Source organism: Caulobacter sp. AVps16, from assembly GCF_058681455.1.
In genome coordinates this window covers 2,720,918-2,744,081 of the sequence record NZ_CM178739.1, presented here as the reverse complement: position 1 = coordinate 2,744,081, position 23,164 = coordinate 2,720,918, and the positions used below count along the sequence as shown (strand labels likewise).

15 protein-coding genes are annotated in these 23,164 nt (G+C 66.6%); 6 read left to right on the top strand and 9 right to left on the bottom strand.

The annotated features are described in order from the left end of the window. Positions 1-179 precede the first annotated feature (179 nt). From ACW17U_RS13160 to ACW17U_RS13140, 5 genes are all read left to right on the top strand, one after another. The gene (locus ACW17U_RS13160) at positions 180-1,964 is read left to right on the top strand and encodes a DUF885 domain-containing protein (protein WP_492052993.1); all 1,785 of its coding nucleotides are present in this window, start codon (positions 180-182) and stop codon (positions 1,962-1,964) included. Between the two features lie 146 nt (positions 1,965-2,110). Beyond that, on the top strand, positions 2,111-2,401 hold the full coding sequence (locus tag ACW17U_RS13155; protein ID WP_492052991.1) for a type II toxin-antitoxin system RelE/ParE family toxin: 291 nt from the start codon (positions 2,111-2,113) through the stop codon (positions 2,399-2,401). Between the two features lie 14 nt (positions 2,402-2,415). Further along, entirely contained in the window at positions 2,416-2,730 is a 315-nt protein-coding gene (locus ACW17U_RS13150; RefSeq protein ID WP_492052989.1) for an addiction module antidote protein, read from the top strand. Positions 2,731-2,838: 108 nt separating this feature from the next. Continuing rightward, positions 2,839-5,253 (top strand): glycoside hydrolase family 3 N-terminal domain-containing protein, encoded by a 2,415-nt coding sequence (locus ACW17U_RS13145; protein WP_492052987.1) that lies wholly within the window; start codon positions 2,839-2,841, stop codon positions 5,251-5,253. 198 nt (positions 5,254-5,451) lie between these two features. Then, complete coding sequence (locus ACW17U_RS13140) at positions 5,452-7,377, top strand: sialate O-acetylesterase (RefSeq protein ID WP_492052985.1); 1,926 nt, start codon at positions 5,452-5,454, stop codon at positions 7,375-7,377. Positions 7,378-7,519: 142 nt separating this feature from the next. Here ACW17U_RS13140 and ACW17U_RS13135 read toward each other — a convergent pair whose 3' ends face one another. The 4 genes from ACW17U_RS13135 to manD form a co-directional block, all read right to left on the bottom strand. Beyond that, positions 7,520-8,797, bottom strand: coding sequence for a hypothetical protein (locus ACW17U_RS13135; protein ID WP_492052983.1), 1,278 nt, complete (start codon positions 8,795-8,797; stop codon positions 7,520-7,522). Positions 8,798-8,799: 2 nt separating this feature from the next. Then, a complete protein-coding gene (locus tag ACW17U_RS13130; protein ID WP_492052981.1) occupies positions 8,800-9,948 on the bottom strand; it encodes a hypothetical protein in 1,149 nt (382 codons plus the stop codon). A gap of 130 nt (positions 9,949-10,078) precedes the next feature. Further along, the gene (locus ACW17U_RS13125; RefSeq protein WP_062144470.1) at positions 10,079-10,828 is read right to left on the bottom strand and encodes a FadR/GntR family transcriptional regulator; all 750 of its coding nucleotides are present in this window, start codon (positions 10,826-10,828) and stop codon (positions 10,079-10,081) included. A gap of 123 nt (positions 10,829-10,951) precedes the next feature. Then, complete coding sequence (manD, locus tag ACW17U_RS13120; RefSeq protein ID WP_492052978.1) at positions 10,952-12,163, bottom strand: D-mannonate dehydratase ManD; 1,212 nt, start codon at positions 12,161-12,163, stop codon at positions 10,952-10,954. A 238-nt stretch (positions 12,164-12,401) separates the two neighbouring features. Between manD and ACW17U_RS13115 the strand changes: the two genes are divergently transcribed. Beyond that, positions 12,402-14,519, top strand: a complete 2,118-nt coding sequence (locus ACW17U_RS13115) for an alpha-glucuronidase family glycosyl hydrolase (RefSeq protein ID WP_492052976.1) — start codon at positions 12,402-12,404, stop codon at positions 14,517-14,519. Between the two features lie 15 nt (positions 14,520-14,534). On the opposite strand, the gene ACW17U_RS13110 is transcribed toward ACW17U_RS13115, so the two are convergent. The 5 genes from ACW17U_RS13110 to ACW17U_RS13090 form a co-directional block, all read right to left on the bottom strand. Continuing rightward, entirely contained in the window at positions 14,535-16,652 is a 2,118-nt protein-coding gene (locus tag ACW17U_RS13110; protein WP_492052974.1) for a hybrid sensor histidine kinase/response regulator, read from the bottom strand. Between the two features lie 189 nt (positions 16,653-16,841). Continuing rightward, on the bottom strand, positions 16,842-18,356 hold the full coding sequence (locus ACW17U_RS13105) for a tryptophan halogenase family protein (RefSeq protein WP_492052972.1): 1,515 nt from the start codon (positions 18,354-18,356) through the stop codon (positions 16,842-16,844). Beyond that, entirely contained in the window at positions 18,353-19,870 is a 1,518-nt protein-coding gene (locus tag ACW17U_RS13100; protein ID WP_492052970.1) for a tryptophan halogenase family protein, read from the bottom strand. Before ACW17U_RS13100 ends, ACW17U_RS13105 begins: the two co-directional genes overlap by 4 nt. A gap of 186 nt (positions 19,871-20,056) precedes the next feature. Then, a complete protein-coding gene (locus ACW17U_RS13095; protein WP_492052968.1) occupies positions 20,057-21,538 on the bottom strand; it encodes a tryptophan halogenase family protein in 1,482 nt (493 codons plus the stop codon). Then, entirely contained in the window at positions 21,535-23,064 is a 1,530-nt protein-coding gene (locus tag ACW17U_RS13090; RefSeq protein WP_492052966.1) for a tryptophan halogenase family protein, read from the bottom strand. Before ACW17U_RS13090 ends, ACW17U_RS13095 begins: the two co-directional genes overlap by 4 nt. Between the last annotated feature and the right edge of the window lie 100 nt (positions 23,065-23,164).

Here is a 23,164-nt window from a genome sequence, read left to right as displayed (position 1 = left end):
TCAGGTCCTCCACCTCGAACGATCTCCAAAGTCGAAGGGTCCGTCTTGCCCAGGCGGGCCCTTTTTCTTGGCCGCTCGGCAGGCCCTGAGCCGCCTTGACGACGCCCCCCGGCCGGGTGACTGATTTGCCCCGGCCCAGCGTCTCGGCGGGCAGGATGTTTCAGTCTCAGGGGCAATGGATGTCGCAGTTCGATCGTCGCCAGGTCATGATGGGGGCGGCCGCAACCGCTCTGGCCACCGGCCTTCCGGCCCATGCGGCTGAGGCCAGGGCAGAGCTCTACAAGCTGTTTGACGCCTTCTTTGACGAAGACCTGACTGACAGTCCCGAACAGGCCACCAATCTGGGTCTGGACACCGGTGCCCATGCAGGGGCGCGCAGCAAGCTCGGCGATCGCTCGATCGCGGGCTGGATCAAGGACCGGGCCCAGCCCGGCCAGCGGGTGAAGCGGCTGAAGGCCATCGACCGCAAGGCCCTGAGCGGCGATGACGCCGTCAACTATGACACGGCCCTGTTCCAGTACGAAAGCCGCGCCAGGGCCGGAGTCTTCGACTATGGCGCGGTCAGCCGGCCCTATGTCCTGACCCAGTATTACGGGGCCTATTCCTCGACACCGAGCTTTCTGGATACCAAGCACAAGATCGAGTCGGCCGCCGATGCCGAGACCTATCTGGCCCGCATGGCCGCCTTCGCCACCGTGCTGGACCAGGAAAGCGAGCGCTTCGCTGCCGATGCCGCCAAGGGCGTGATCCCGGCCGACTTCATGCTCGACAAGGCCATTGCCCAGCTCGGCAAGTTCCGGGCCCTGCCGGCCGACAAGAACGTGCTGGTCGCCTCCCTGACCCGTCGCGGCAAGCCCTATGGCGACTATGAAGGCAAGGCGAGCGCCCTGCTGGCCGGGACCGTGCATCCGGCCCTCGACCGCCAGATCGAAGTGTTGAAGGCCGCCCGCGCCAAGGCCACCCACGACGCTGGCCTCAATCGCCTGAAGGACGGCGACGCCTATTATGCGGCCCTGCTGAAGATCTACACCACCACCGACATGACCGCTGACCAGGTCCACCGCCTCGGACTGGAGGAGGGGGCCGAGATCAGCGCCAAGATGGACGCGATCCTGAAGAAACGCGGCCTGACCCAGGGCAGCGTCGGGGCGCGGGTGGCCTCGCTGAACACCGACCCGACCCAGACCTATCCCAATACCGACGAGGGCCGGGCCCAGATGCTGGCCTATTGCAACCAGCTGATCGCGGATCTGGCCCCCAAGCTGCCCCAGTGGTTCGGGGTCACGCCCAAGACCCCGGTCGAGGTGCGGCGCATCCCGGCCTATACCGAGGCCGGTGCGGCGGGCGGCTATTATGAGCGGCCGGCCCTGGACGGCTCGCGGCCGGGAGCCTTCTACATCAATCTGCGTGACACGGCCGATCGTCCGCGTTGGTCCCTGCCGACCCTGACCTATCACGAGGCCGCGCCGGGCCATCACTTCCAGCTGGCCCTGGTGGCGGAAAGCACCCTGCCGCGCCTGCGCCAGAACATGGGCTTCTCGGCCAATACCGAAGGCTGGGCGCTCTATGCCGAGCAGGTGGCCATGGAAATGGGCGTCTATGAAAACGATGAGCTGGGCCTGCTGGGCATGTACCAGGCCCGGCTGTTCCGCGCGGCCCGCTGCGTGGTCGACACCGGCATTCACACCAAGGGCTGGAGCCGCGAAAAGGCCATCGCCTACATGATGGAGACCGGTGGCGAGCCGGAGGGCCGGATCACCAGTGAGGTTGAACGCTACTGCGCCAATCCAGGCCAGGCCTGTTCCTACAAGGTGGGCCATACCGTCTGGGCCAAGGCCCGCGAGCGCACCAAGGCGCGTCTGGGGGCGAAGTTCGACATCCGCCGCTTCCACGATGCGGGGCTGCTGGTCGGGCCGGTGCCGCTGACGGTGCTGGACCGGGTGCTCGACGGTTGGGCGGGTTGATCCACGCTTGAACCGTTAGCTCCCTCAAGGGTTGCGTATCATAAAATACAACAATAGATAAACCTCCTTGGGCTGTAACGCCCAAGGAGGAGTAATGTCGGCTGTTTTCGTTTGCACTCAACTGTCTCCCATGGGAGACAGTTGAGTTGATCGAGGTCATTGAAACCGAGGACTTCGTGCGCTGGATGGCAAACCTGCGCGATCCGGTCGCCAAGGCGCGGATTGCGGGGCGATTGCGCCAGGTGGCGTTTGGGCTGCTGGGCGACGTCAAGTCTGTCGGCGGGGGGATTAGCGAACTGCGGGTCCATGTTGGCCCGGGGTATCGCGTCTACATGGTCCAGCGAGGCCTAGTGCTGATCGTTGTTCTGTGCGCGGGCGACAAGGGTTCTCAAGCTCGGGACATCGCCAGGGCAAGAATCCTGGCGCGGGACCTTTAGCAAAGTGTGAGGCCATGACTGTCGAGTCCCGTTCATTCGATCCGGCCATCTATATCGAAACCCCTGAAGCGGCCGCCGCCTATATGGATGATGCCCTGGCCACGGGCGATGCGGCGTTCATCACTGATGCGCTGGGCGTGCTGGCTCGGGCGAAGGGCATGACCGAGATCGCTGAAGCTGCCGGACTGGGGCGTCAAAGCCTCTACAAGGCGTTGGCCGCTGACGGCAGTCCCAAGTTCGAGACCGTCCTGAAGGTGATCCGTGCGCTGGGGCTGCGACTTTCAACCGTGCCAGCAGGTGAAGCCGTCCGTCCCCAGTGCGAGCAATGAGACCGGTACCATTCTTTTCTTGAGTGGTCTGACAAGCTCCCCCATAGTGCGCGCCAAGGCGGCTCCAGGTCGTCAGGACAAGATGCGACCTCCGGGGAAACGAACCAGATGACCCAAGCTGTCACCCGCCGCCTGTTCGGCGCGAGCCTTGCCGCGATTGCCGCCGCAACCACCCCCGGCCTGGCCTTCGCGGCCCCCAAGGCTTCCGCCGACAGGCCGCTCTACAAGGACCCGACCCAGCCGGTTGACGCACGGGTCAAGGACCTGCTGGGCCGCATGACGGTCGAGGAGAAGGCCGCCCAGCTGATCGGGATCTGGCTGACCAAGGCGGCCATCCAGACACCGGAGGGCGAGTTCTCGGCCGAGGCGGCGGGCAAGAGCTTCCCCAACGGCCTGGGCCAGATCTCGCGGCCTACCGATCGCCGGGGCCTCAAGCCGGCCAAGGTGGTCGACGCCGCCGCCGGGGCCGAGGACGGCAGCAAGGGCCGCAATGCCCGCGACACCGCCCGCTACACCAATGCCGCCCAGAAGTGGTCGGCGGAGAAGACCCGCTTGGGCATTCCCCTGCTGATGCATGACGAGGCCCTGCACGGCTATGTGGCCCGCGAGGCCACCAGCTATCCCCAGGCCATCGCCCTGGCCTCCAGCTTCGACACCGAGCTGGTCGAGAAGGTCTTCTCGATGGCAGCCAGGGAGATGCGGGCGAGGGGTTCCAACATGGCCCTGGCCCCGGTGGTCGATGTGGCCCGCGATCCGCGCTGGGGCCGCATCGAGGAGACCTATGGCGAGGATCCACACCTCTGTGCCGAGATTGGCCTCGCCGCCATTCGCGGCTTCCAGGGCAAGACCCTGCCGCTGGCCAGGGACAAGGTGTTCGTCACCCTCAAGCACATGACCGGCCACGGCCAGCCCGAGAACGGCACCAATGTCGGGCCGGCCCAGATCGCCGAACGCACCCTGCGCGAGAACTTCTTCCCGCCGTTCGAACGGGCGGTGAAGGAGCTGCCGGTCCGCTCGGTCATGCCCTCCTATAACGAGATCGACGGGGTCCCGTCGCACGCCAGCCACTGGCTGCTGACCGACATCCTGCGCACCGAGTGGGGCTATCAGGGCTCGGTCCAGAGCGACTATTTCGCGATCAAGGAACTGGCCAATCGTCACAAGATGACCGACAGCCTGGCCGACACCGCCGTCATGGCACTCAAGGCCGGCGTCGATGTCGAACTGCCCGACGGCGAAGCCTATGCCCTGCTGCCCCAGCTGGTGAAGGAAGGCCGGGTCTCCATGGCCCAGCTCGACACCGCCGTCGCCCGGGTGCTGAAGATGAAGTTCGAAGGTGGCTTCTTCGAAAACCCCTATGTCGACGAGAAGGCCGCCGAGTCTCTCAACAACACGGCCGAGGCCATCGCCCTGGCCCGGGAAGCGGCCCGCAAGTCCGTGGTGCTGCTCAAGAACGACAAGGGCCTGCTGCCCCTGAACGGCAAGGCGATCAAGCGCATGGCCCTGCTGGGCACCCATGCCCGCGACACGCCGATCGGTGGCTATTCCGACGAGCCCAAGCATGTGGTCTCGCTGCTGGAGGGCCTGACCGCCGAGGCCAAGGCCCAGGGCTTTGCCCTGGACTATGCCGAGGCCGTGCGCATCACCGAACGCCGCGTCTGGGCCGCTGACGAGGTCAAGCTGGTCGATCCGGCCGTCAACGCCAGGCTGATCGCCGAGGCCGTCGAGGTGGCCAGGAAGGCCGATGTGGTGGTCATGGTGCTGGGCGACAACGAGCAGACCAGCCGTGAGGCCTGGGCCGACAATCACCTGGGCGACCGCAATGACCTGGACCTGATCGGCCAGCAGAATGATCTGGCCCGGGCGATCTTCGACCTCGGCAAGCCGACCGTGGTCTTCCTGCTCAATGGCCGCCCGATGTCGATCAACCTGCTGGCCGAACGGGCCGATGCCATCGTCGAGGGCTGGTATCTGGGCGAGCAGACCGGTACCGCCGGTGCCGACATCCTGTTTGGCCGGGCCAATCCGGGCGGCAAGCTGCCGGTCAGCATCGCCCGCAATGTCGGCCAGCTGCCGATCTTCTATAACCGCAAGCCGACCTCGCGCCGGGGCTATCTGTTCGACCAGAAGACCAGCCCGCTCTATCCGTTCGGTTTTGGCCTGTCCTACACGACCTTCGACATCTCGGCCCCGCGCCTCGCCAAGGCCAAGATCAGCCAGGGCGAGACGGTCAGGGTCGAGGTCGATGTGACCAACACCGGCAAGCTCGCGGGTGATGAAGTCGTCCAGCTCTATGTCCATGACGTCGCGGCCTCGGTGACCCGTCCCTTGCTGGAGCTGAAGCACTTCAAGCGTGTCACCCTGGCGGCCGGTGCCAAGACCACCGTGGCCTTCGAGGTGGCCCCTTCGGACCTGTGGTTCTGGAACCTGGAGATGCAGCGCGTCGTCGAACCCGGGGCCTTCGAGATCCTGGTCGGGCCCAATTCCGTGGACCTGAAGTCGGCCACCCTGACGGTGGTCTAGGTTTTAGCGCAGGCAACAAACACCCGCTCTCCCCGGCGAAAGCCGGGGCCCAGATCGAACCCGCGAGTAGCAGTGGACTTGGCTCCGCCAGCAGGCGCGTCAGCCTCAAAGGCTCAAGATGAATCTGGGCCCCGGCCTTCGCCGGGGAGGGCGGAAATAATAGGTATCCGCTCTTGGAGGCGGACGGAGGATATCACCATGCGTCGTCTCACCTCGGGCCTGCTGGCCGCCGCCCTGCTGGCCGGCCCCGCTGCCGCCCAGGATCTGCTGAACGCCCTGTTCGCTGACCATGCCGTGGTCCAGCGCGATCGGCCGTTGCCGGTGTTCGGGACCGCCAGGCCCGGCGAAACCGTCACCGTGGCCTTTGCGGGCAAGACCGCAACGACCACCGCAGGGGCCGACGGTGCCTGGCGTCTCGACCTGCCGGCGACCCCGGCCGGCGGTCCCTATGACCTGACGGCCAGTACGCCCTCCAGAACCCAGACGGTCCGCGATGTGCTGGCCGGGGAGGTCTGGCTGTGCTCGGGCCAGTCCAACATGGAATTGTCGGTCGACCGGGCCAACGACGCCTGGAACCAGGTCAATAACATCGCGGCCAATGACAGCCTGCGCATGGTGACCATCGAGAAGGCCGATGCCCGCGCCCCGAGGGCCGGCTTCGGCAAGCCCCCGGTCTGGAAGCCGACCAGCCGTGAAACGGTCGGGTCCTTTTCGGCCAGCTGCTACTATTTCGCCCGCGAGCTGCAGAAGACCCGCGCGGTACCCTTCGGTCTGATCCACGCTTCCTGGGGCGGATCGGGGATCGAGGCCTGGATGAGCCCGGCCGCCCTGCGCAAGGTCGGCGGCTATGACGAGGCCATCGCGACCCTGAACCTGTCCCTGACCGACCCGGTCGCCGCCAACCGTCGCTGGGGCGAGACGATCAAGGCCTGGTGGACCGCCAGGCACCCGACCGAGACCGCCACCGCGCCCTGGACCGGTTCGGGTCCCTGGACGCCCGCGCCCAAGGGGCTTGGGGTCTGGGAGCGCTGGGGCGTGCCGGACCTGGCCAGTTTCAACGGTGTGGTCTGGTTCAAGGCGGAGGTCACCCTGACCGCCGCCCAGGCCCGCCAGGCGGCAGTCCTGGGCCTTGGCCAGATCGACGAGATGGACGCCACCTATCTGAACGGCGTGGGCGTCGGCGCCACCTCCGGGGCCTGGCTGGACCGGTCCTATCCTCTGGCCGCCGGGTCGCTGAAGGCCGGCCGGAACACCCTGGTCGTGTCGGCCTATGACACCTATGCCAATGGCGGATTATACGGTGATCCCTCGAAAAGGGCCCTGACGCTGGCGGACGGCACCCGCGTGCCTCTGGAGGACTGGACCTATCGGATCGAGCCCCGGATCGGTGCCGATCCGCCCCGGGCTCCCTGGGATACCCTGGCCGGGGTCTCGACCCTCTATAACGGCATGCTCGCGCCGATGGGGCCCTATGCCCATGCCGGCCTGGCCTGGAACCAGGGCGAGACCAATGTCGGCCGCGACCAGACCTATGCCCCTTTGCTGACCGCCTTCATGGCCGAGCGCCGGGCCGGCCAGGCGGCGGACCTGCCGGTGGTGGTGGCCCAGCTGGCCAGCTACGGGGCCTTTGCCACGACGCCCTCGGCCTCCGGCACGGCCGCCCTGCGCGAGGCCCAGCGCCGCGCCGTGACCGCTGATCCCCATGCCGGCCTTGCGGTGACCACGGACATTGGCGACCCCTTCGACATCCATCCCGGCAACAAGCAGGAGGTCGGCCGCCGCCTGGCCCTGGCCGCTCGGCGCATCGCCGGGGAAGCGGTGACCACGGGCCCGGCACCGGTCTCGGCCCGGCGGGTCGGGGACACGGTGATCGTCGCCTTCGACCAGATTGGCGGGGCCCTGGTGTCGCGCGGCTCGGACCGGGTGATCGGTTTCGAGCTCTGCGACCCGGCCGGAACCTGCCGCTGGGCTGACGGCCGGATCAACGGATCAAGCGTCATCCTGACCGTTCCGCCGGGATCGACCCCGGCCAGGGTCCGCTTCGCCTGGGCGGACAGCCCGACCTTCAACCTCTTTGACAGTGCCGGCCTGCCGGCGGTGCCGTTCGAGCTGGAGCTGCGGTAAGCCTGTCAAGTCTTGCAGGACCCCGCCCTGGCTTCAGCACGCGAGGCCGCCTTGCCCGCCGAGCGGCCGCTATCCAGGGCGGGTCCTGATCCTGAAGCGCTATGAGCCAGGCACCGCAGACCAGGAACCCTGAGTGCGGAAATCAGGGGCTTTCGCCGGAGGGAAGGTCAAACAGGCGGTTGGCGCTTTTCAGTTTTGGAAAAAAGCGGGACAGATCGACCGAGATAGCGAAGGTGTCGTCATGGCCACCGGCGTGAAGCCTGGTCCGGGTCCAGACCAGATTAAGCGGCAGACCCGAGATATCGAGCGGCGTGCGGACAAGGGCCCCATAGCCCCAGTCTTTGGCATCGTTCCGATCACGATAGGCGGCGACGGCCGACAGGCCCCATTCGTTGGTGCGGGCATAGGTGTCGCGGTCATAATCCCAGCGGCTCCAGCCCACGACTTCAACAAGGTTCATGACGGTGTCAGTGCCGTGAACATCCTTCAGGGCCAGGCCCGTCGAAGGGTGCAGCAGAGTGACGGCATGACCGGGCGGTTCGCGCCAGCCCGGGCTTGGGTCACGACTCTGGGCATAGATGACGCTGTTCAGCGCCAGTTCCCAGGGCAGTTGCGCGCGGCCCTTGCCGCCGCCGAAGTGATAGGCGTCCCAGCGACCGACAAGGCCTTCAAGCCGGGTGATGGCGGTGTCGAAATTGCCGCTCGTCGCTGCCATGAAGCCGCGTTCCAGCCCATCGAACAGCGGCCAGAGCGAGATGACCCGCGCCACCTCGTCCTCGCAGGCCGTACAGGGCGCATTGGCACCGAGCACCTCGGCCTCGATGTCGCGATAGGGCGTTTCGGCTTGAACCCTTCGGGCCAGGGCTGAATCGGGGGCCGATGCGTCAAGCACCAGCCGCATGAGGCTGACTCCGACCCCGGTCTTCACCCCGAAGCTGCTGTTCTCCGGCTTCCACCAATAGGCGTTGGCGCGACTGTAGTGGTCCTTGGGGATCAGGCGAATGGCGTCCGTCTTGCCCAGCTTGAACAGCTTGAGTTCGCTGTAGCGCGTTTCAGCTGCCAGGAGCCCCCGGCAGGACGGCGCGTCGGACTGCGGGGCGCATCCATAGGCCGCCTGTGTTTCGGCAAGTCCGACTTCGAGGGCCGCCAGTATGGCATCGAGACCCGGCGGCGGTTCTGGCAGGGCAAGGGGTGCACACCGACCACCAAGTTCCCCGGCTTCGTCACGCAGGGCCTGCACGGCCTGATTGGGACTTGGCGGCGAGGGCAGGGCCGTCATGGCGGCCGCCAGACAGTCCTCCCGCGCCTTGGTCAAGGTCGCGCCGGTAAAGGTTGTGGTCTGGGCGAGGACCGGAGTCGCAAGGCTTCCGCAGGCCAGCAGAACCGCCAGCAGCAGACGGGTGGTGAGCGACCTGATCATCCTCAAAACCCCTTCAGCTTGCCGAGCAGGGTCGGCAGAAGCTTGGCGACCTCTTCCTTGGTGGTTGGCAGGGCCATATCCCCGAGCGCGCCCTCGAGCCTTTGCCGGACTTCCTGTTGCAGCTTCTGGCGCAGGTGATCGCCAACGGTCTCGCGAACCAGTTTTTCGTTGGCCTCACGCACGGTGCTCTCAAGATCAGGCGACTCGGAGGGCAGGCGGCCCCGCAGCCTGGGCCACAGCTCGGCCACAACCCTCGGCTGGCGCATATAGTGGCTGAAGCCGTGCGGTACGACCGAGGCCAGCTTGTCGAAGTTGTTCCAGTCCTGGACCCAGTCGATGAACTCGTCGGCGAGGTAGTAGCCGGACAGTCCCGTCAGCGGCACATAGCCCGCAGCCTTTACCCATTTCGGATCCGACGGCTGGAACGGTCGAATTCGGCAGAACGGGTCAAGGGTGTGGCTGCAGTTCAGATAGTGCCCCACGTTCAGGGGGCCGTCGGGAACCAGGCGGTCGCTATAGGCGGCGGCCGGTGGCGACAGAGCGCGCGCCACATTGGCGACCATGCCGATCACCTTGGGCGGGATCAGCGCCGCATCCAGCTCAGGATCCTGCTTGGCTTCAGCCATCAGTGCCGGGATGGCGTTGTTGATGACGGCCGTGCCCAGCGAGTGCGCCAGGATACTCCAGTTATCCAGCCTCAGGGCCTGATGATGCCTGCGCAGGGCCTCGAGGATCTGCCTGGCCACGTGGGGGTGGATCGCATCCTGCAGCAGAGGCGAGGTATAGAGGAGCACATCGGCGACATGCGTCCAGAGAAAGGACTTGTCGGTATTGCCCTTGAAGAAGTCGGTGATCTTCCCGGCGACGCCGTCGTCGAGATCGAACGCTTTCCAGGTCCCGGCCTGGTATTCCCAGTCAGTCCGGTAGCGCTCCAGAAAGCTGTCGAATTCGATGGTTTCGACCACGAAGCGATCATCGAAATCGACACCCTTGCCCAGCTTGGGGTCGTTCTTGATGAACGTGTCATAGACCTCGACGAGGCTTTTTCTGGCTTCGGCAAACCAGCCCTTGGTGTCCTGAACCCACTTGCCGTCCTTGAACGCGCCGTAAGAGCCCATGCCGTGCACAAGGAACAGGATGTGCTTGCCCATAGCGTTCCCCCGATGCGCCCCGCTCATTGGCTGAACGGCGTTCGGTGAAAGCTCTCACAAGGTTTGGCTTGCTGCAAGTAAAACGATAGTCGACCCGACCTTCGATTGTGTCGGGCCGGCGCGGCAGGCCCTAGATCGACACCCGCTTGGCGAGCGCGTCGCGGCGGGCGCTGGTTTCTTCCCGGGCGCGCTGGACGGCCTCGGTCTCGGTGGCGTGCAGCAGATGCTCGATCACCCGCTCCAGGTGGTCGCGCATCGCTTGCCGCGCCGCGGCGGGATCGCGGGCCTGCAGGGCCTCGAACACCCGGCGGTGTTCGTTGATCCGCGGCTCCAGTCCCATGCCGCGGGCGCGGGCCAGGATGTTGCGGGCCAGGGGCGAGCGGTTTCGCCAGTCCCAGAGGGTCTCGATGGTGGCAATGATCGCGCCATTGCCGGTGGCCCGGGCAATGATCATGTGGAATTCGCGGTCGGCCTCTTCGCCGGCGATTTCCTCTTCCTCATGCATCCGGACCATGGCCGCTTCCAGCTGGGCCAGTTGGGCCTCGTCGATGCTGGTGGCGGCGAGGGCGGCGGCTTCGCCCTCGAACAGGCGGCGGGCCTCGATCAGCTCGAAGGCTCCGACGTCGACATCGACTTCCGACGAGGGCACGACGGGGCGGACATTGCCGGTGACATAGATCCCCAGGCCGTGGCGGGCCTCGATCATGCCGAGCATTTCCAGGGCAATCAGCGCCTCGCGCAGGGTCGGTCGGCTGACCCCGAACTGTTCGGCCAGTTCGCGCTCGGTCGGCAGGCGGTCGCCCAGCCTGTACTCACCGGCCTCGATGGCCTCGGCCAGGCTGTCGGCGATGCGGCGATAGAGCTTGACGTTGTCAGCCATGGGCGGTGCTTCAGGTCTCGCACGGTAGGGGTGCCGGGTCGCGGCGGTCCGGCTGCGAGTATCGCGCAGATTCTCGACCATGGCTCACCCTTTTACCAAAGGCCGGAGCGCCGGTGGCGCGGTTCACCAGTCATGCATCGACCCGTCTTCGCGCCTGGCGACCGGCAGGTAGGCGCGCCGGTAGGGATAGGTCGCGGCCAGGTCCTCATCGATGTCGACCCCCAGGCCCGGAGCCTCGCCCGGATGCAGCATGCCGTCGGCAAAACTGTAGGCATGCGGGAAGACCGCGTCGGTTTCGGCCGTGTGGCGCATATATTCCTGGATGCCGAAATTGGGGATCGACAGGTCGAAGTGCAGGGCGGCGGCCATGCTGACCGGCGACAGGTCGGTGGCCCCGTGACAGCCGGTCCGGACATGGTGCAGGTCGGCGAGGCTGGCGATCCGGCGCAGGTGGCTGATCCCGCCCGCATGGACGACGGTGGCGCGGATATAGTCGATCAGCTGCTCCTGGATCAGGGTCTTGCAGTCATGGATCGAGTTGAACACCTCGCCCACGGCCAGGGGGGTGGTGGTATGCTGGCGGACCAGACGGAATCCGTCCTGGTTCTCGGCCGGGGTGCAGTCCTCCATCCAGAACAGCCGGTAGGGTTCGAGATCCTTGCCCAGCCGGGCGGCCTCGATCGGGGTCAGGCGGTGGTGGACGTCGTGCAGGAGGTGGATGTCCCAGCCCAGACGTTTGCGGGCGGCCCTGAACAGGTCCGGGGCGGACCGCAGGTATTTCTCGGTCGACCACAGGGTTTCCTTTGGCAGGTCGCTGTCGGCCGGCTCGTAGAAGAACCTGTCCTTGGAGACGCCATAGGTCCCCTTCAGGCCGGGCACGCCCGACTGCAGGCGGATGGCCTTGTAGCCCTGCTCGACATAGTCGGCGGCATTGGCCAGGGTCTCGTCGATGGTCTCGCCATTGGCATGGCCATAGACCATCACGCCCGTGCGGCAGGCCCCGCCCAGAAGCTGATAGACCGGCAGGCCGGCGACCTTGCCCTTGATGTCCCACAGCGCCATGTCGACGGCAGCGATGGCCGACATCGTCACCGGCCCGCGACGCCAGTAGGCTCCCCGGTAGAGGAACTGCCAGACATCCTCGATCTGGTGCGCGTCACGACCGATCAGGCAGGGAATGACATGTTCGGTCAGATAGGCCTCGACCGCCAGTTCCCGACCGTTCAGCGTGGCATCGCCGATCCCGTAGGTTCCGTCCTCGGTCATGATCTTCAGGGTCACGAAGTTGCGGCCCGGGCAGGTCACGATGGTCTTGGCGGCGATGATCTTGGACATGGGGCGCTTTCGTCGGGGGCGGTCCGGCAGGACACCCTGGCGCGACGCGGCCAGGCGGCGCGCCGGTGTGATAGGTTTCCTCCCGCCCAAAGGTTTAGCGGCGAGGCATGGGTTGTCAATCAAGTGGTATGACCAATAAGAGAGTGGTGTCCCGACCTCTTTCCTGCCGGGGCGTACACGACCTGCGGGTGCCGGCCAGGGCCGGGAGCACGGGCAGACTGATCTGGGAGTTAAGTGGATGCGGCTTTCTGCGATCCTTGTCGGCCTGGTCCTGCTGGTCGCTCCGGCGGCCCGGGCCGAGGACGGCCATGACCTGTGGCTGCGCTACCGGCCGGTCGAGGCCGGGGCGGGTTATGTCCCGACCGCCATCGCCCCTGTCGCCGACACCCCAACCCTCAGGATCGCCCGCGCCGAGCTGGAGCGGGGCCTGCGGGGTCTGGTGGGTGCGGCTACGGCGGGCGCGGATCGTGTCATCCTGATCGGCACGCCGGCGAGCTCGCCCGCCATAGCCGGCCTGGACCTGCCGCTGAAGGCGGCGGGGGAGGAAGGCTATCTGATCCGGACCGTCAGCCTCGACGGCCGCTCTGCCACGGTGATCGCCGCCAATCGCGACATCGGGGTTCTGTACGGCGTCTTCCGCTATCTGAGCCTGATCCAGACCCGCCAGCCTGTGGATAACCTGGCGATCGTCTCGGCCCCGAAGATCAAGCTACGGATGCTCAATCACTGGGACAATCTGGATCGCACCGTCGAGCGCGGCTATGCGGGCCAGTCGATCTGGGACTGGTGGAAGCTGCCGGACTACGCCGACCCCCGCTATGCCGACTATGCCCGGGCCAATGCCTCCCTGGGGATCAACGGGACGGTCCTGAACAATGTCAACGCCAAGGCCCTGAGCCTGACGGGCCCCTGGATCGCCAAGGCCGGTGCCCTGGCCACCGTGTTCCGGCCCTATGGGATCAGGGTCTATCTGTCGGCCCGCTTTTCCGCCCCGATCGAGATCGGCGGCCTGAAGACGGCCGATCCGCGCGACCCGGCTGTCAGGGCGTTCTGGAAGGCCAAGGCGGACGAGATCTACAAGGTCATTCCCGACTTCGGGGGCTTTCTGGTCAAGGCCAATTCCGAAGGGCAGCCGGGTCCGCAGGACTATGGGGCCACCCATGCTGACGGGGCCAACATGCTGGCCGATGCCGTCGGCCCGCATGGCGGCGTCGTCATCTGGCGCGCCTTCGTCTATTCGCACGAGCAGCCCGACGACCGCGCCAAGCAGGGCTATGCCGAGTTCAAGCCGTTCGACGGCCAGTTCCGCGACAATGTGGTCATCCAGGTCAAGAACGGCGCGATCGACTTCCAGCCCCGCGAGCCGTTCCATCCGCTGTTCGGAGCCATGCCGAAGTCGAACCTCGGCATGGAGTTCCAGATCACCAAGGAATATCTCGGCTTCGCCACCCATCTGGCCTATCTGGGCCCCCTCTACGAGGAGACCCTGCGCGCCGACACCCAGGCCCGGGGCAAGGGCTCGACCGTGGCCCGGGTGATCGACGGAGACCTGGACGGCCGCAAGCTGACCGCCATGGCCGGCGTCGCCAACATTGGGACAGACAGAAGTTGGAGCGGCTCGCATTTCGACCAGGCTAACTGGTACGTCTTCGGCCGCCTCGCCTGGGACCCTGACGCCTCGAGCCGCGACATCGCCGCCGACTGGGCGAAGATGACCTTCAGCCCCGATCCGCGCTTCGTCGGTCCGGTGGTCGACCTGATGATGGGCTCGCGCGAGACGGTGGTCGACTACATGACCCCGCTGGGCCTGCACCACCAGATGGGCCGCAGCCATCACTATGGCCCGGGGCCCTGGGTGGCCGGAGGCGAGCGCGCCGACTGGACCAGTGTCTATTACGCCAAGGCCGGGCCGGACGGGATCGGCTTTGACCGCACGGCCCGGGGCAGCAATGCCGTGGCCCAGTACGCTCCCGCCGTCGGCGCCTGCTTCGCCGACCTCCGCTGCGTCGATGAAAAGGACCTGCTGTGGTTCCACCACCTGCCCTGGGACTATCGCCTGAAGTCGGGCCAGACCCTGTGGGAGGGACTCGTCACCCGCTATTCGCGCGGCGTGGCCGGGGTGGACGCCATGGGCAAGACCTGGGGCGACCTGGCACCCTATGTCGATGCCGAGCGCCACGGTCAGGTCACCGCCTTCCTGAAGATCCAGCGCCGCGAGGCCCAGTGGTGGCGTGACGCCTCGGTGTCCTGGTTCCAGACCTTCTCGCAGCGCCCCCTACCGGCGGGAGAAGCGCCGCCGCCCCAGTCCCTGGACTATTATCAGGGGCTCAGCTTTCCCTATGCGCCAGGGATCTGACCGGGTCGTGCAGGCTCAGGCCGCAGCGACCTTGACCGCCAGGGCCGCGTCGATGCCGGCATAGAGCGTGTCGGGGGTGACCGGCTTGGTGATGAACCCGTTGGCCCCGGCCGCGATCGCCTGATCGCGATGGGCGGGCGAGGCATTGGCCGTCATCATGATGATCGGGGTAGGGGGCCTTTGCTGCGCCGCTTCCCATGTGCGGATGTCGGCGGTGGCCGAAAGTCCGTCGAGGACCGGCATCTGCATGTCCATCAGCACCAGGTCAAAGGGCGACTGGCCAAACCGCTCCAGGGCCTCGGCCCCGTTCTCGGCCATCACCAGTTCGACCTCGAGAGGTTCCAGCAGGAGCTCAACGACCCGGCGGTTCACCGGATGGTCCTCGGCCAGCAGGACGCGCAGGCTTTGGCCCAGCTTCGGCGTCGACACATCGGACCACAGGGTTGGAGCGGCGGCCGTGCCCTCGGCCTGGGCGCGCTTGAGCGGAATGCTGAAGGTGAAGCTGCTGCCCTGGCCGGGCAGGGCCTGCGCATCGATCTCGCCGCCCATCAGGGTGACGAGGTTCTTGCAGATGGCCAGGCCCAGTCCTGTGCCGCCATAGCGCCGGGTGATGGTGTCATCACCCTGCACGAACCGTTCGAAAAGCCGCGGCAGAACGGCCTCGTCGAGGCCCACTCCCGTGTCATCGACAGTGATGGTCAGCCGGCAGTCATCGCCGGATGTGGGGGTCACCTCGACCTGGATCGTGACCTTGCCGGAGTCGGTGAACTTGATGGCATTGGCGGTCAGATTGCCCACGACCTGCCTCAGTCTCAGGGCGTCGCCGAGGAACAGGCCGCCGGCCGCCGGCGAGAACTGGACATCAAAGCCGATGCCCTTGCCGTCAGCCCGCAGGCGCATCAGATCGGTGCAGGTCAGGATCTCGGCCTTCAGGTCGAACGGCGCGATCTCCAGTTCCAGGCGAGAGGCCTCGATCTTGGCGATGTCGAGCAGGTCATTGAGGATGCGCTCCAGCGTCTCCCCTGACGAGACGATGATGTCGACCATCTCGCGCTGCCGATCGGGCATGTCGAGTCGCGATAGGGCCTTGGCCAGGGCAATGACGCCATTCAGCGGCGTGCGGATCTCGTGACTGACATTGGCCAGGAAGGTCGACTTGGCGGCGCTGGCCCGCTCGGCGGTATCGACCGCCTCGATCAGGGCCGCTTCTTGCAGCTTCAGCTGGGTGATGTCGACAAAGGTGGTCAGGGTCTGGGTCGGGGTCGGGTCATCCCCGTCATGCAGCGGCAGGGAATTGACGTTCAGCCAGCGCCGCTCGTCATGGGGCAGGTTCACGCCCAGCATGAAGTCCAGAACCGGCTTGCCGGTGCTCAGGCACTGCATCGAGGGTTGCTGGTCGACGGGCAGGGGCATGCCGTCGCCGTCGATCAGGCTCCAGTCCGAATCGACCGAAGAGCGACCGGCAAGCTGGTCCTCGGTCATGCCCAGCAGGCGCGCGGCATGGGCATTGTGCTCGACAATGACGCTGGCCCGGTCCTGCAGCACCACGCCTTCGCGCATGGCCGCAATGATCGTGCGGTAGCGCTGATCACTGCGCCGCATGTCCTCTAGGGTCTGGATCTGGGCGGCGGCGATCTGCGCCCCGGCCCGCGCCTCCATCAGGGCCATGGCCACACGGGACAGGCGCTCCAGGCAGCGAAGCTCGCGCGGTGTCCAGACCTTGGGTCGAGTATCGATGGCGCAGAGCGTGCCGATCCTCAGGCCGTCGACCGTGGTCAGGGGCGCTCCGGCATAGGCCTTGATCCCGGTGACGCCGGTGACCAGCGGATTTTCGGAAAAGCGCGGATCCTGGGTTGCGTCCTCGACGACGAAGACGGACGGGGTCTGGATGGTATGGCTGCAGAAGGCGACGTCGCGCGGGGTTTCCTGATCTTCGATGCCGACCCGCGCCTTGAACCACTGGCGATCAGCATCGACCAGGGAAATCAGGGAGATCGGGGTGCCGCAGGTCTCGGAGACCTCGGTCACCAGGTCATTGAAGCCCTCTTCCTCGATCGTATCGAGGATATCGAGCGCCCACAGCGCCGCCAGCCGCCGTTGCTCCAGATCTGGCACACTGTCGAGGATCACCATGCCGAGTCGCCGAAGGCCCCTGATTTTCCAATTGGATCATGGGTTAGCGCATCCTGTAGTGCAATAGATCCCAGGGGACGATATGACACAGGGTCTGGTTGCAGGCCTTGGCGACAAGACCCGAGAGGCCCTCGAGATAGGTGGCGAAGGCCTTGCGATCGAATAAGGGTCCTTCGGCCCGGTCGCGCCCTACCGCATCGCGTCACAGTTCGCCCGGATGAAGTCAAAGTGGTCCGGCATCACCTCGGCCGAGCGGGCGATCACGGCCTTGATGTCGGCCATGCGCCGGACCAGTTCCTCCTCGGCCATTACCTCGACCATCGGGTCATAGCCCCCGGGCAGCAGGCCCTGACCAACCATGACGGCGAACCAGGAGGTGTCGTTGAACAGCTCCTCGTTCTCGCGGAAAATCCGGCCATGGCTCTCGAACAGGGCGATCTTGTCGGCCAGGTAATCGGGGATCGGCATTTCCCGCAGATAGTCCCAATAGGGCGTGTCGTTCCGCTGCGTGGCCTTGAAGTGCAGGATGATGAAGTCGCGGATCTTCTCGTATTCGAAGGCCATCACCCGGTTGTAGCGGTCGATGTCCGGCTGGTGGAAATCGCGGTCGGGGAACATGGCCAGCAGGCGGGCGATACCGACCTGGATCAGGTGGATCGACTGGCTCTCCAGAGGCTCCATGAAGCCCGCAGACAGGCCGATGGCGACCACGTTCCGGTTCCAGCTCTTCTTGCGCCGGCCGGCGGTGAAGCGGATCTGGTTGGGCGCGGCCAGGGGCTCGCCGTCGAGATGGGCCAGCAGATAGGCCGTGGCCTCGTCCTCGCTGATGTGGGCGCTGGAATAGGCATAGCCATTGCCCAGCCGATGCTGCAGCGGGATCCGCCATTGCCAGCCGGCCGGCCGGGCCGTGGCGCGGGTCACCGGGGCGTTTGATCCGCCGAGGGTGCAGGGTACGGCGACGGCGCGGTCATTGAGCAGCCAGTTCGACCAGTCCTCATAGCCCGTCTGCAGGGTCTGTTCGATCAGCAGGCCGCGGAAGCCCGAGCAGTCGATGAACAGGTCGCCCTCGATGACCGCGCCGCTCTCCAGGGTCACCGAGGTCACGAAGCCGGTCAGGCCGTCCTGCTGGACCGTGGCGATCTTGCCCTCCTGCCGCACGATCCCGCGCGCTTCGGCATAGTCCCGCAGGTAGCGGGCATAGAGCCCGGCATCGAACTGGAAGGCATAGGCGATCGCGCCCAGAGGCGAGTTGGCCTGTCCGTTGGGACGCATGAACCGGCTCTGCTGGGCCGCCACGGCATTGAGCGAATAGGCCCCGAGATCAGGCTCCAGGCCCATGCCATGCAGCTTCAGCCAGTAGGCGTGGAACGACACGGCCTCCATGTCGACGCCATAGGGACCAAACGGGTGATGGTAGCTGTGACCGATCGCCTTCCAGTCGACGAACTCGATGGCCAGCTTGAAGGTGGCCTTGGTCTTGCGGACGAAGTCGTTCTCGTCGAGACCCAGCATGCGGTTGAAGATATTGATCTGCGGAATGGTCGACTCGCCGACCCCCACCGTGCCGATGGCCTCGGATTCGACCAGGGTGACCTCCGTCTGACCGTCGCGGGTCAGGAAGCGGCCCAGGGCGGCGGCGGTCATCCAGCCGGCGGTGCCGCCGCCGACGATGACGACCTTGCGAAGACGGTTGACGCGGGTCATCGGGGTTTCTCGATTTCGCTCGCCGCGCAGTAGCGGGCGATAAAGGCTTCATGGGTGGGCAGGGCTTCGGCGGTCTGGCGCACCAGGCTGGCGAGGCGCTGCATCTGATTGCGGACCAGGGTCTCGTCCAGGGTATCGACCAGAGGGTCATAGGCGCGCGGCCGGATGTTCTGGCCCAGCAGCACCGCCACCCAGCTGGGCTCGGCGAACAGGTCATAGTCGGTCGGGAACAGCCGGCCCCGGGCGGCGAACAGGTCGATCCGGTGTTGCAGACTGTCGGGGATCGCCATGTCGCGGGCCTGCTGCCAGTAGGGCTCGGATCGCTCATTGGCCTTGAAGTGCAGGATGATGAAGTCCCGGATCAGCTCGGTCTGCAGGATGGTTAGGCGGTTGTACTCGGCGATCTCGACGGGGTCGAAACCCCGGTCGGGAAACAGGGCCAGCAGCTTGGTGATCCCGGCCTGGATCATGTGGATGCTGGTGCTTTCCAGCGGTTCGAGGAAGCCCGAGGCCAGGCCGATGGCGACGCAGTTCTTGACCCAGATCTGCTTGCGCCGTCCGGCCCGGAAGCGGATGAAATTGGGCTCGGCGCGGGCCGGCCCGTCCAGGGTGGCGCGCAGACGCGCTACGGCCTCGTCGTCGCCGAGATGCCGGCTGGAATAGACATAGCCATTGCCGGTGCGGTGCTGCAGCGGGATGCGCCAGCGCCAGCCGGCCGTATCGGCCGTGGCGCGGGTATAGGGGGTCAGGCCGTCACCACCGGTCTCGCAGGGCATGGCCACGGCCCGGTCATTGGGCAGCCAGTGGCCCCAGTCCTCGAAGCCGGTGTCGAGGGCCTGTTCGATCAGCAGGCCCCGGAAGCCCGAGCAGTCAATGAACAGATCCGCCTCGAGCACGGTGCCATCATCGGTCGTGACCGACGTGATGAACCCGTCCTCGCCCCGCAGGCTGACGTCCACGACCTTGCCCTCGCGCCGGACCACCCCGCGCGCCTCGGCATAGCGGCGCAGGTAGCGGGCATAGAGCCCGGCATCGAAATGGAAGGCGTATTTCAGGCTCGACAGCACCTGGCCGGGGTCCTTGCTGGGCAGCATGAACTTGCCCATGCGTGCCGCCGTGGCCGACAGGTTGAAGTCGTCGAGGGGCTGGGTCGACCCCTGGGCGCGGGCCTTCAGCCAGAACTGGTGAAACTTGATGGCCTCGATATCCAGGCCATAGGCCCCGAACGGGTGCAGGTAGCGCGAGCCGGGCCTGGTCCAGTCGACGAACTCGATGGCCAGTTTGAAGCTGGCCTGGGTCGAGCGCATGAAATCGGCTTCGTCGATGCCCAGCATCTGGTTGAAGGTGTTGATCGGCGGGATGGTCGCCTCGCCCACCCCGACGGTGGAGATGGCGTCGCTCTCGATCAGGCTCACCTCCACGCCGCGCAGGACCTTGGCCAGGGCGGCCGCCGTCATCCAGCCCGCCGTGCCGCCGCCGACAATCAGAACCTTGCGGACCGGGTTGGTGTTCATGGGCGACTTCCGGAAGGTCGTGGAAACGGACGCGCGGCGACGCCCCCTCCGTCACGCCGCGTATTCGCAGCGCGACACCTCCCCCGCAAGCGGGGCAGGAGGGTGAAGCTACTCTTCTCCTGCCCCGCAGCGAAGCGCCCGGGGGAGGTGGCGCGGCGCCGACAGGCGACGTGACGGAGGGGGCGTTCAGGCATGGGCCGTTCGCGCCAGCGCCTCTGTATGGGTCGGCAGGCGGTCGGCCGTCTGGCTGAAGATCGTCCGCATGCGTTCGGTCGTGGCCTTCAGGCGCTCCAGCGGCATCCGGTCGGCCAGCGGATCATGCCGCCGGGGCAGTACGCCGTGGCCGATCAGGGCGGCGATCCAGCTGGGTTCAAGGAAGGTCTCCTCGTCATACATCACCACCCGGCCGCGGCTCTCGAACTGGGCGATCCGGTAGGCCAGGGCGTCGGGAACGGGCGCGTCTCGCCCCAGATCCCAGATCGCTCCATCGCGCCGGCCGGCCCGGCGATAGTGCAGGATGGCCATGTCGCGGACCCTCTCGAAGGTCTCCGCGCCCAGGCGATTATATTCCTGCGCCGCCACCGGCGAGCCGCCCGGACGCGGAAACAGGGTGATCAGCCGGGTTATCCCGCTCTGGATCAGGTGGATTTCGGCGGTGTCGAGCGCCTCGACCATGCCGGCCGCGCCGCCGATCGCGACACAGTTGCCGACCATGGCCCGCTGCCGCCGTCCGTTGCGCAGGGTGCGGAATTCCGGCTGGGAGAGGCCCTCCTTCGGCAGGCCCGTGGCGGCCGCTCTGACGGCCACCTCGTCGCGGGTCAGGTCTGAGCGATAGGTCAGGCCGCCGTCGAGGCGACCGCGCAGCGGGACGCGCCAGCGCCAGCCCTCTGCGGCGGCCTCGATTTCCGTCAGGGGCGGCGAGTCCCGCCGCGTCGGTGCCGAAACCCGGACTGTCCGGTCGGCGGGCAAAAGGCCTGACCAGTCCTCAAAGGGCTCCTCGCCGATCAGCAGGGCCGCCGGTCCGGTGCAGTCGATGAAGAGCTCGGCCTCGACCCGCTCGCCGTCCCTGAGAACGACGGCCTGGATGTCGCCCGTCAGGCCGTCGCGGATCACGTCAGCGACCTCGCCCGGGCCGCCCATGACGCCGCCCTGCACGGCCAGGGTCCGCAGCACCGCCGTGTAGAGGCCGGCATCCAGATGCAGGCCATAGGCCAGTGTCGAGAGCGGCGACCGCGGATCTCCCGAAGGGCCGGAGAACCGGCCCTGCCGGGCCATGACCGCCGCCAGGCTGTAGTCGTCCAGCGGCTTCCGGTCGCCGGTCTGGCGAAGCCGGGTCCAGTAGTGGTGGAAGCCCACCCCGTCGAGATTGGCTCCGATCTCGCCGAAGGCATCACAGAACTGCGTGCCCGGCGTCCAGCCACTGAACTGGGTGCCCAGCCGGAAGGTCGCCTGGGTGGCTTTCATCAGCGCCGCCTCGTCCAGGCCCAGCAGGCCGTGAAACGACCGCAAGGCGGGCAGGGTGGAGAGGGCCCCGGTTGCCGGCGGGCCGGTCTCGACGACCCGGATCTGCGCCTGCCGGCCGGTGGCGCGGGCCAGGCCTGCGGCGGTCATCCAGGCTTCGACACCACCGCCGATGATGGCGATCCGTCCGAGAGGGGGAGGGCTCATGCCGCTCCCCGCGCATCACAGAACCGCTCGAGAAAGGCCTGGTGATCGGGCATGGCCTCGGCGGTACGCTGCACGGCGGCCTTCAGTTCGGCCAGCTTGCGGGCCGCCTCGGCCGGATCAATGGCGTCGGCCATGGGGTCGTAGCCGCGCGGCAGGATGTTCTGGCCCAGATAGACGGCCAGCCAGGAGGGCTCGAGGAAGAAGCCGTCGCGATACTTCACCACCACGCCCCGGTCGCGGAACAGCTCCATCTTGTAGGCCAGGCTGTCGGGGATCGGGGCGGCGGCCTTGTCGCGCCAGAAGGCCGAGTCGTCGCGCTGGGTGGCATGGTAGTGCAGCACCAGAAAGTCGCGGATGCGCTCGAACTCCAGGTCCATGACCCGGTTATACTCGTCCTGGTCGGCGGCGGCGCAGCCGCGCTCGGGGAACAGTTCCAGCAGGGTCGAGACGGCCAGCTGGATCAGGTGGATGCTGGTGCTTTCGAGCGGTTCCAGGAAGCCCGAAGCCAGGCCGATGGCCACGACGTTGCGGTTCCACTGTTTCTTGCGGCGGCCGGTGGTGAAGCGCAGGAAGCGCGGATCCTGCTGCGCCTTGCCGTCCAGCTTGGAGACCAGCACCCGGGCCGCCTCGTCATCGCTGATATAGTGGCTGCAATAGACATAGCCGTTGCCGACCCGGTGCTGCAGCGGAATGCGCCAGCGCCAGCCGGCATCATCGCTGGTGGCGCGGGTATAGGGAGTCGGAGGTTCGACCGAGTCGCAGGGCACGGCGGCGGCGCGGTCGCACGGCAGCCAGTGGGTCCAGTCCTCGTAGCCGGTCTTCAGGGCCTGTTCGATCAGCAACCCGCGGAAGCCCGAGCAGTCGATGAACAGGTCACCCTCGATCCTCTGGCCGCTCTCCAGGATCACGGCCTGAACAAAGCCGGTCTCGCCGTCCAGGCTGACGTCCTGGATCTTGCCTTCGGTGCGCTTGACGCCGCGCGCTTCGGCATAGGCCCGCAGATACTGGGCATAGAGCGCCGCATCGAACTGGTAGGCATAGGAAAAGGTCGATCCGAGCGAGCGCGGGTCGGTAGCCGGCGGAGCGTACTTCTTCAGCCGGGCGGCGATGATCGGCAGGCTGTAGGCCTCGATCGAGTCGGCCTCGCCCCTTTGCCGCGCCCGCAGCCAGTGCTGGTGGAAGGCCACGCCGCCCAGCGGCTGACCGAAGGCCCCGAACGGGTGGATGTAGCTCTCGCCCTTGCGGCCCCAGTCGCGAAACTCGATGCCCAGCTTGTAGGTCGCCTGGGTCTTGCGCATGAAGTCGGCCTCGTCGAGGCCGAGCTTGGCGTTGAAATTGCGGATGTGGGGCACGGTGGCCTCGCCCACGCCGACGGTGCCGATCTCGGCCGATTCGACGAGGTCGATGGCAATCCGGGTGCCATCCAGAACGGCGCTGAGCCCGGCTGCGGTCATCCAGCCCGCCGTTCCGCCGCCCACGATGACGATCCTGCGGATCGCCTCGCCCGTCCTGCCGTTCTCATCCATTCCGGCTTCCCTCCACCCTGTCTCCGCAGGGCTGTTTCTCAATGTGACCGTAGGGACAAAGTCGAAATTGACAACGCTGTCTTTAAGCGTCATCGTAACT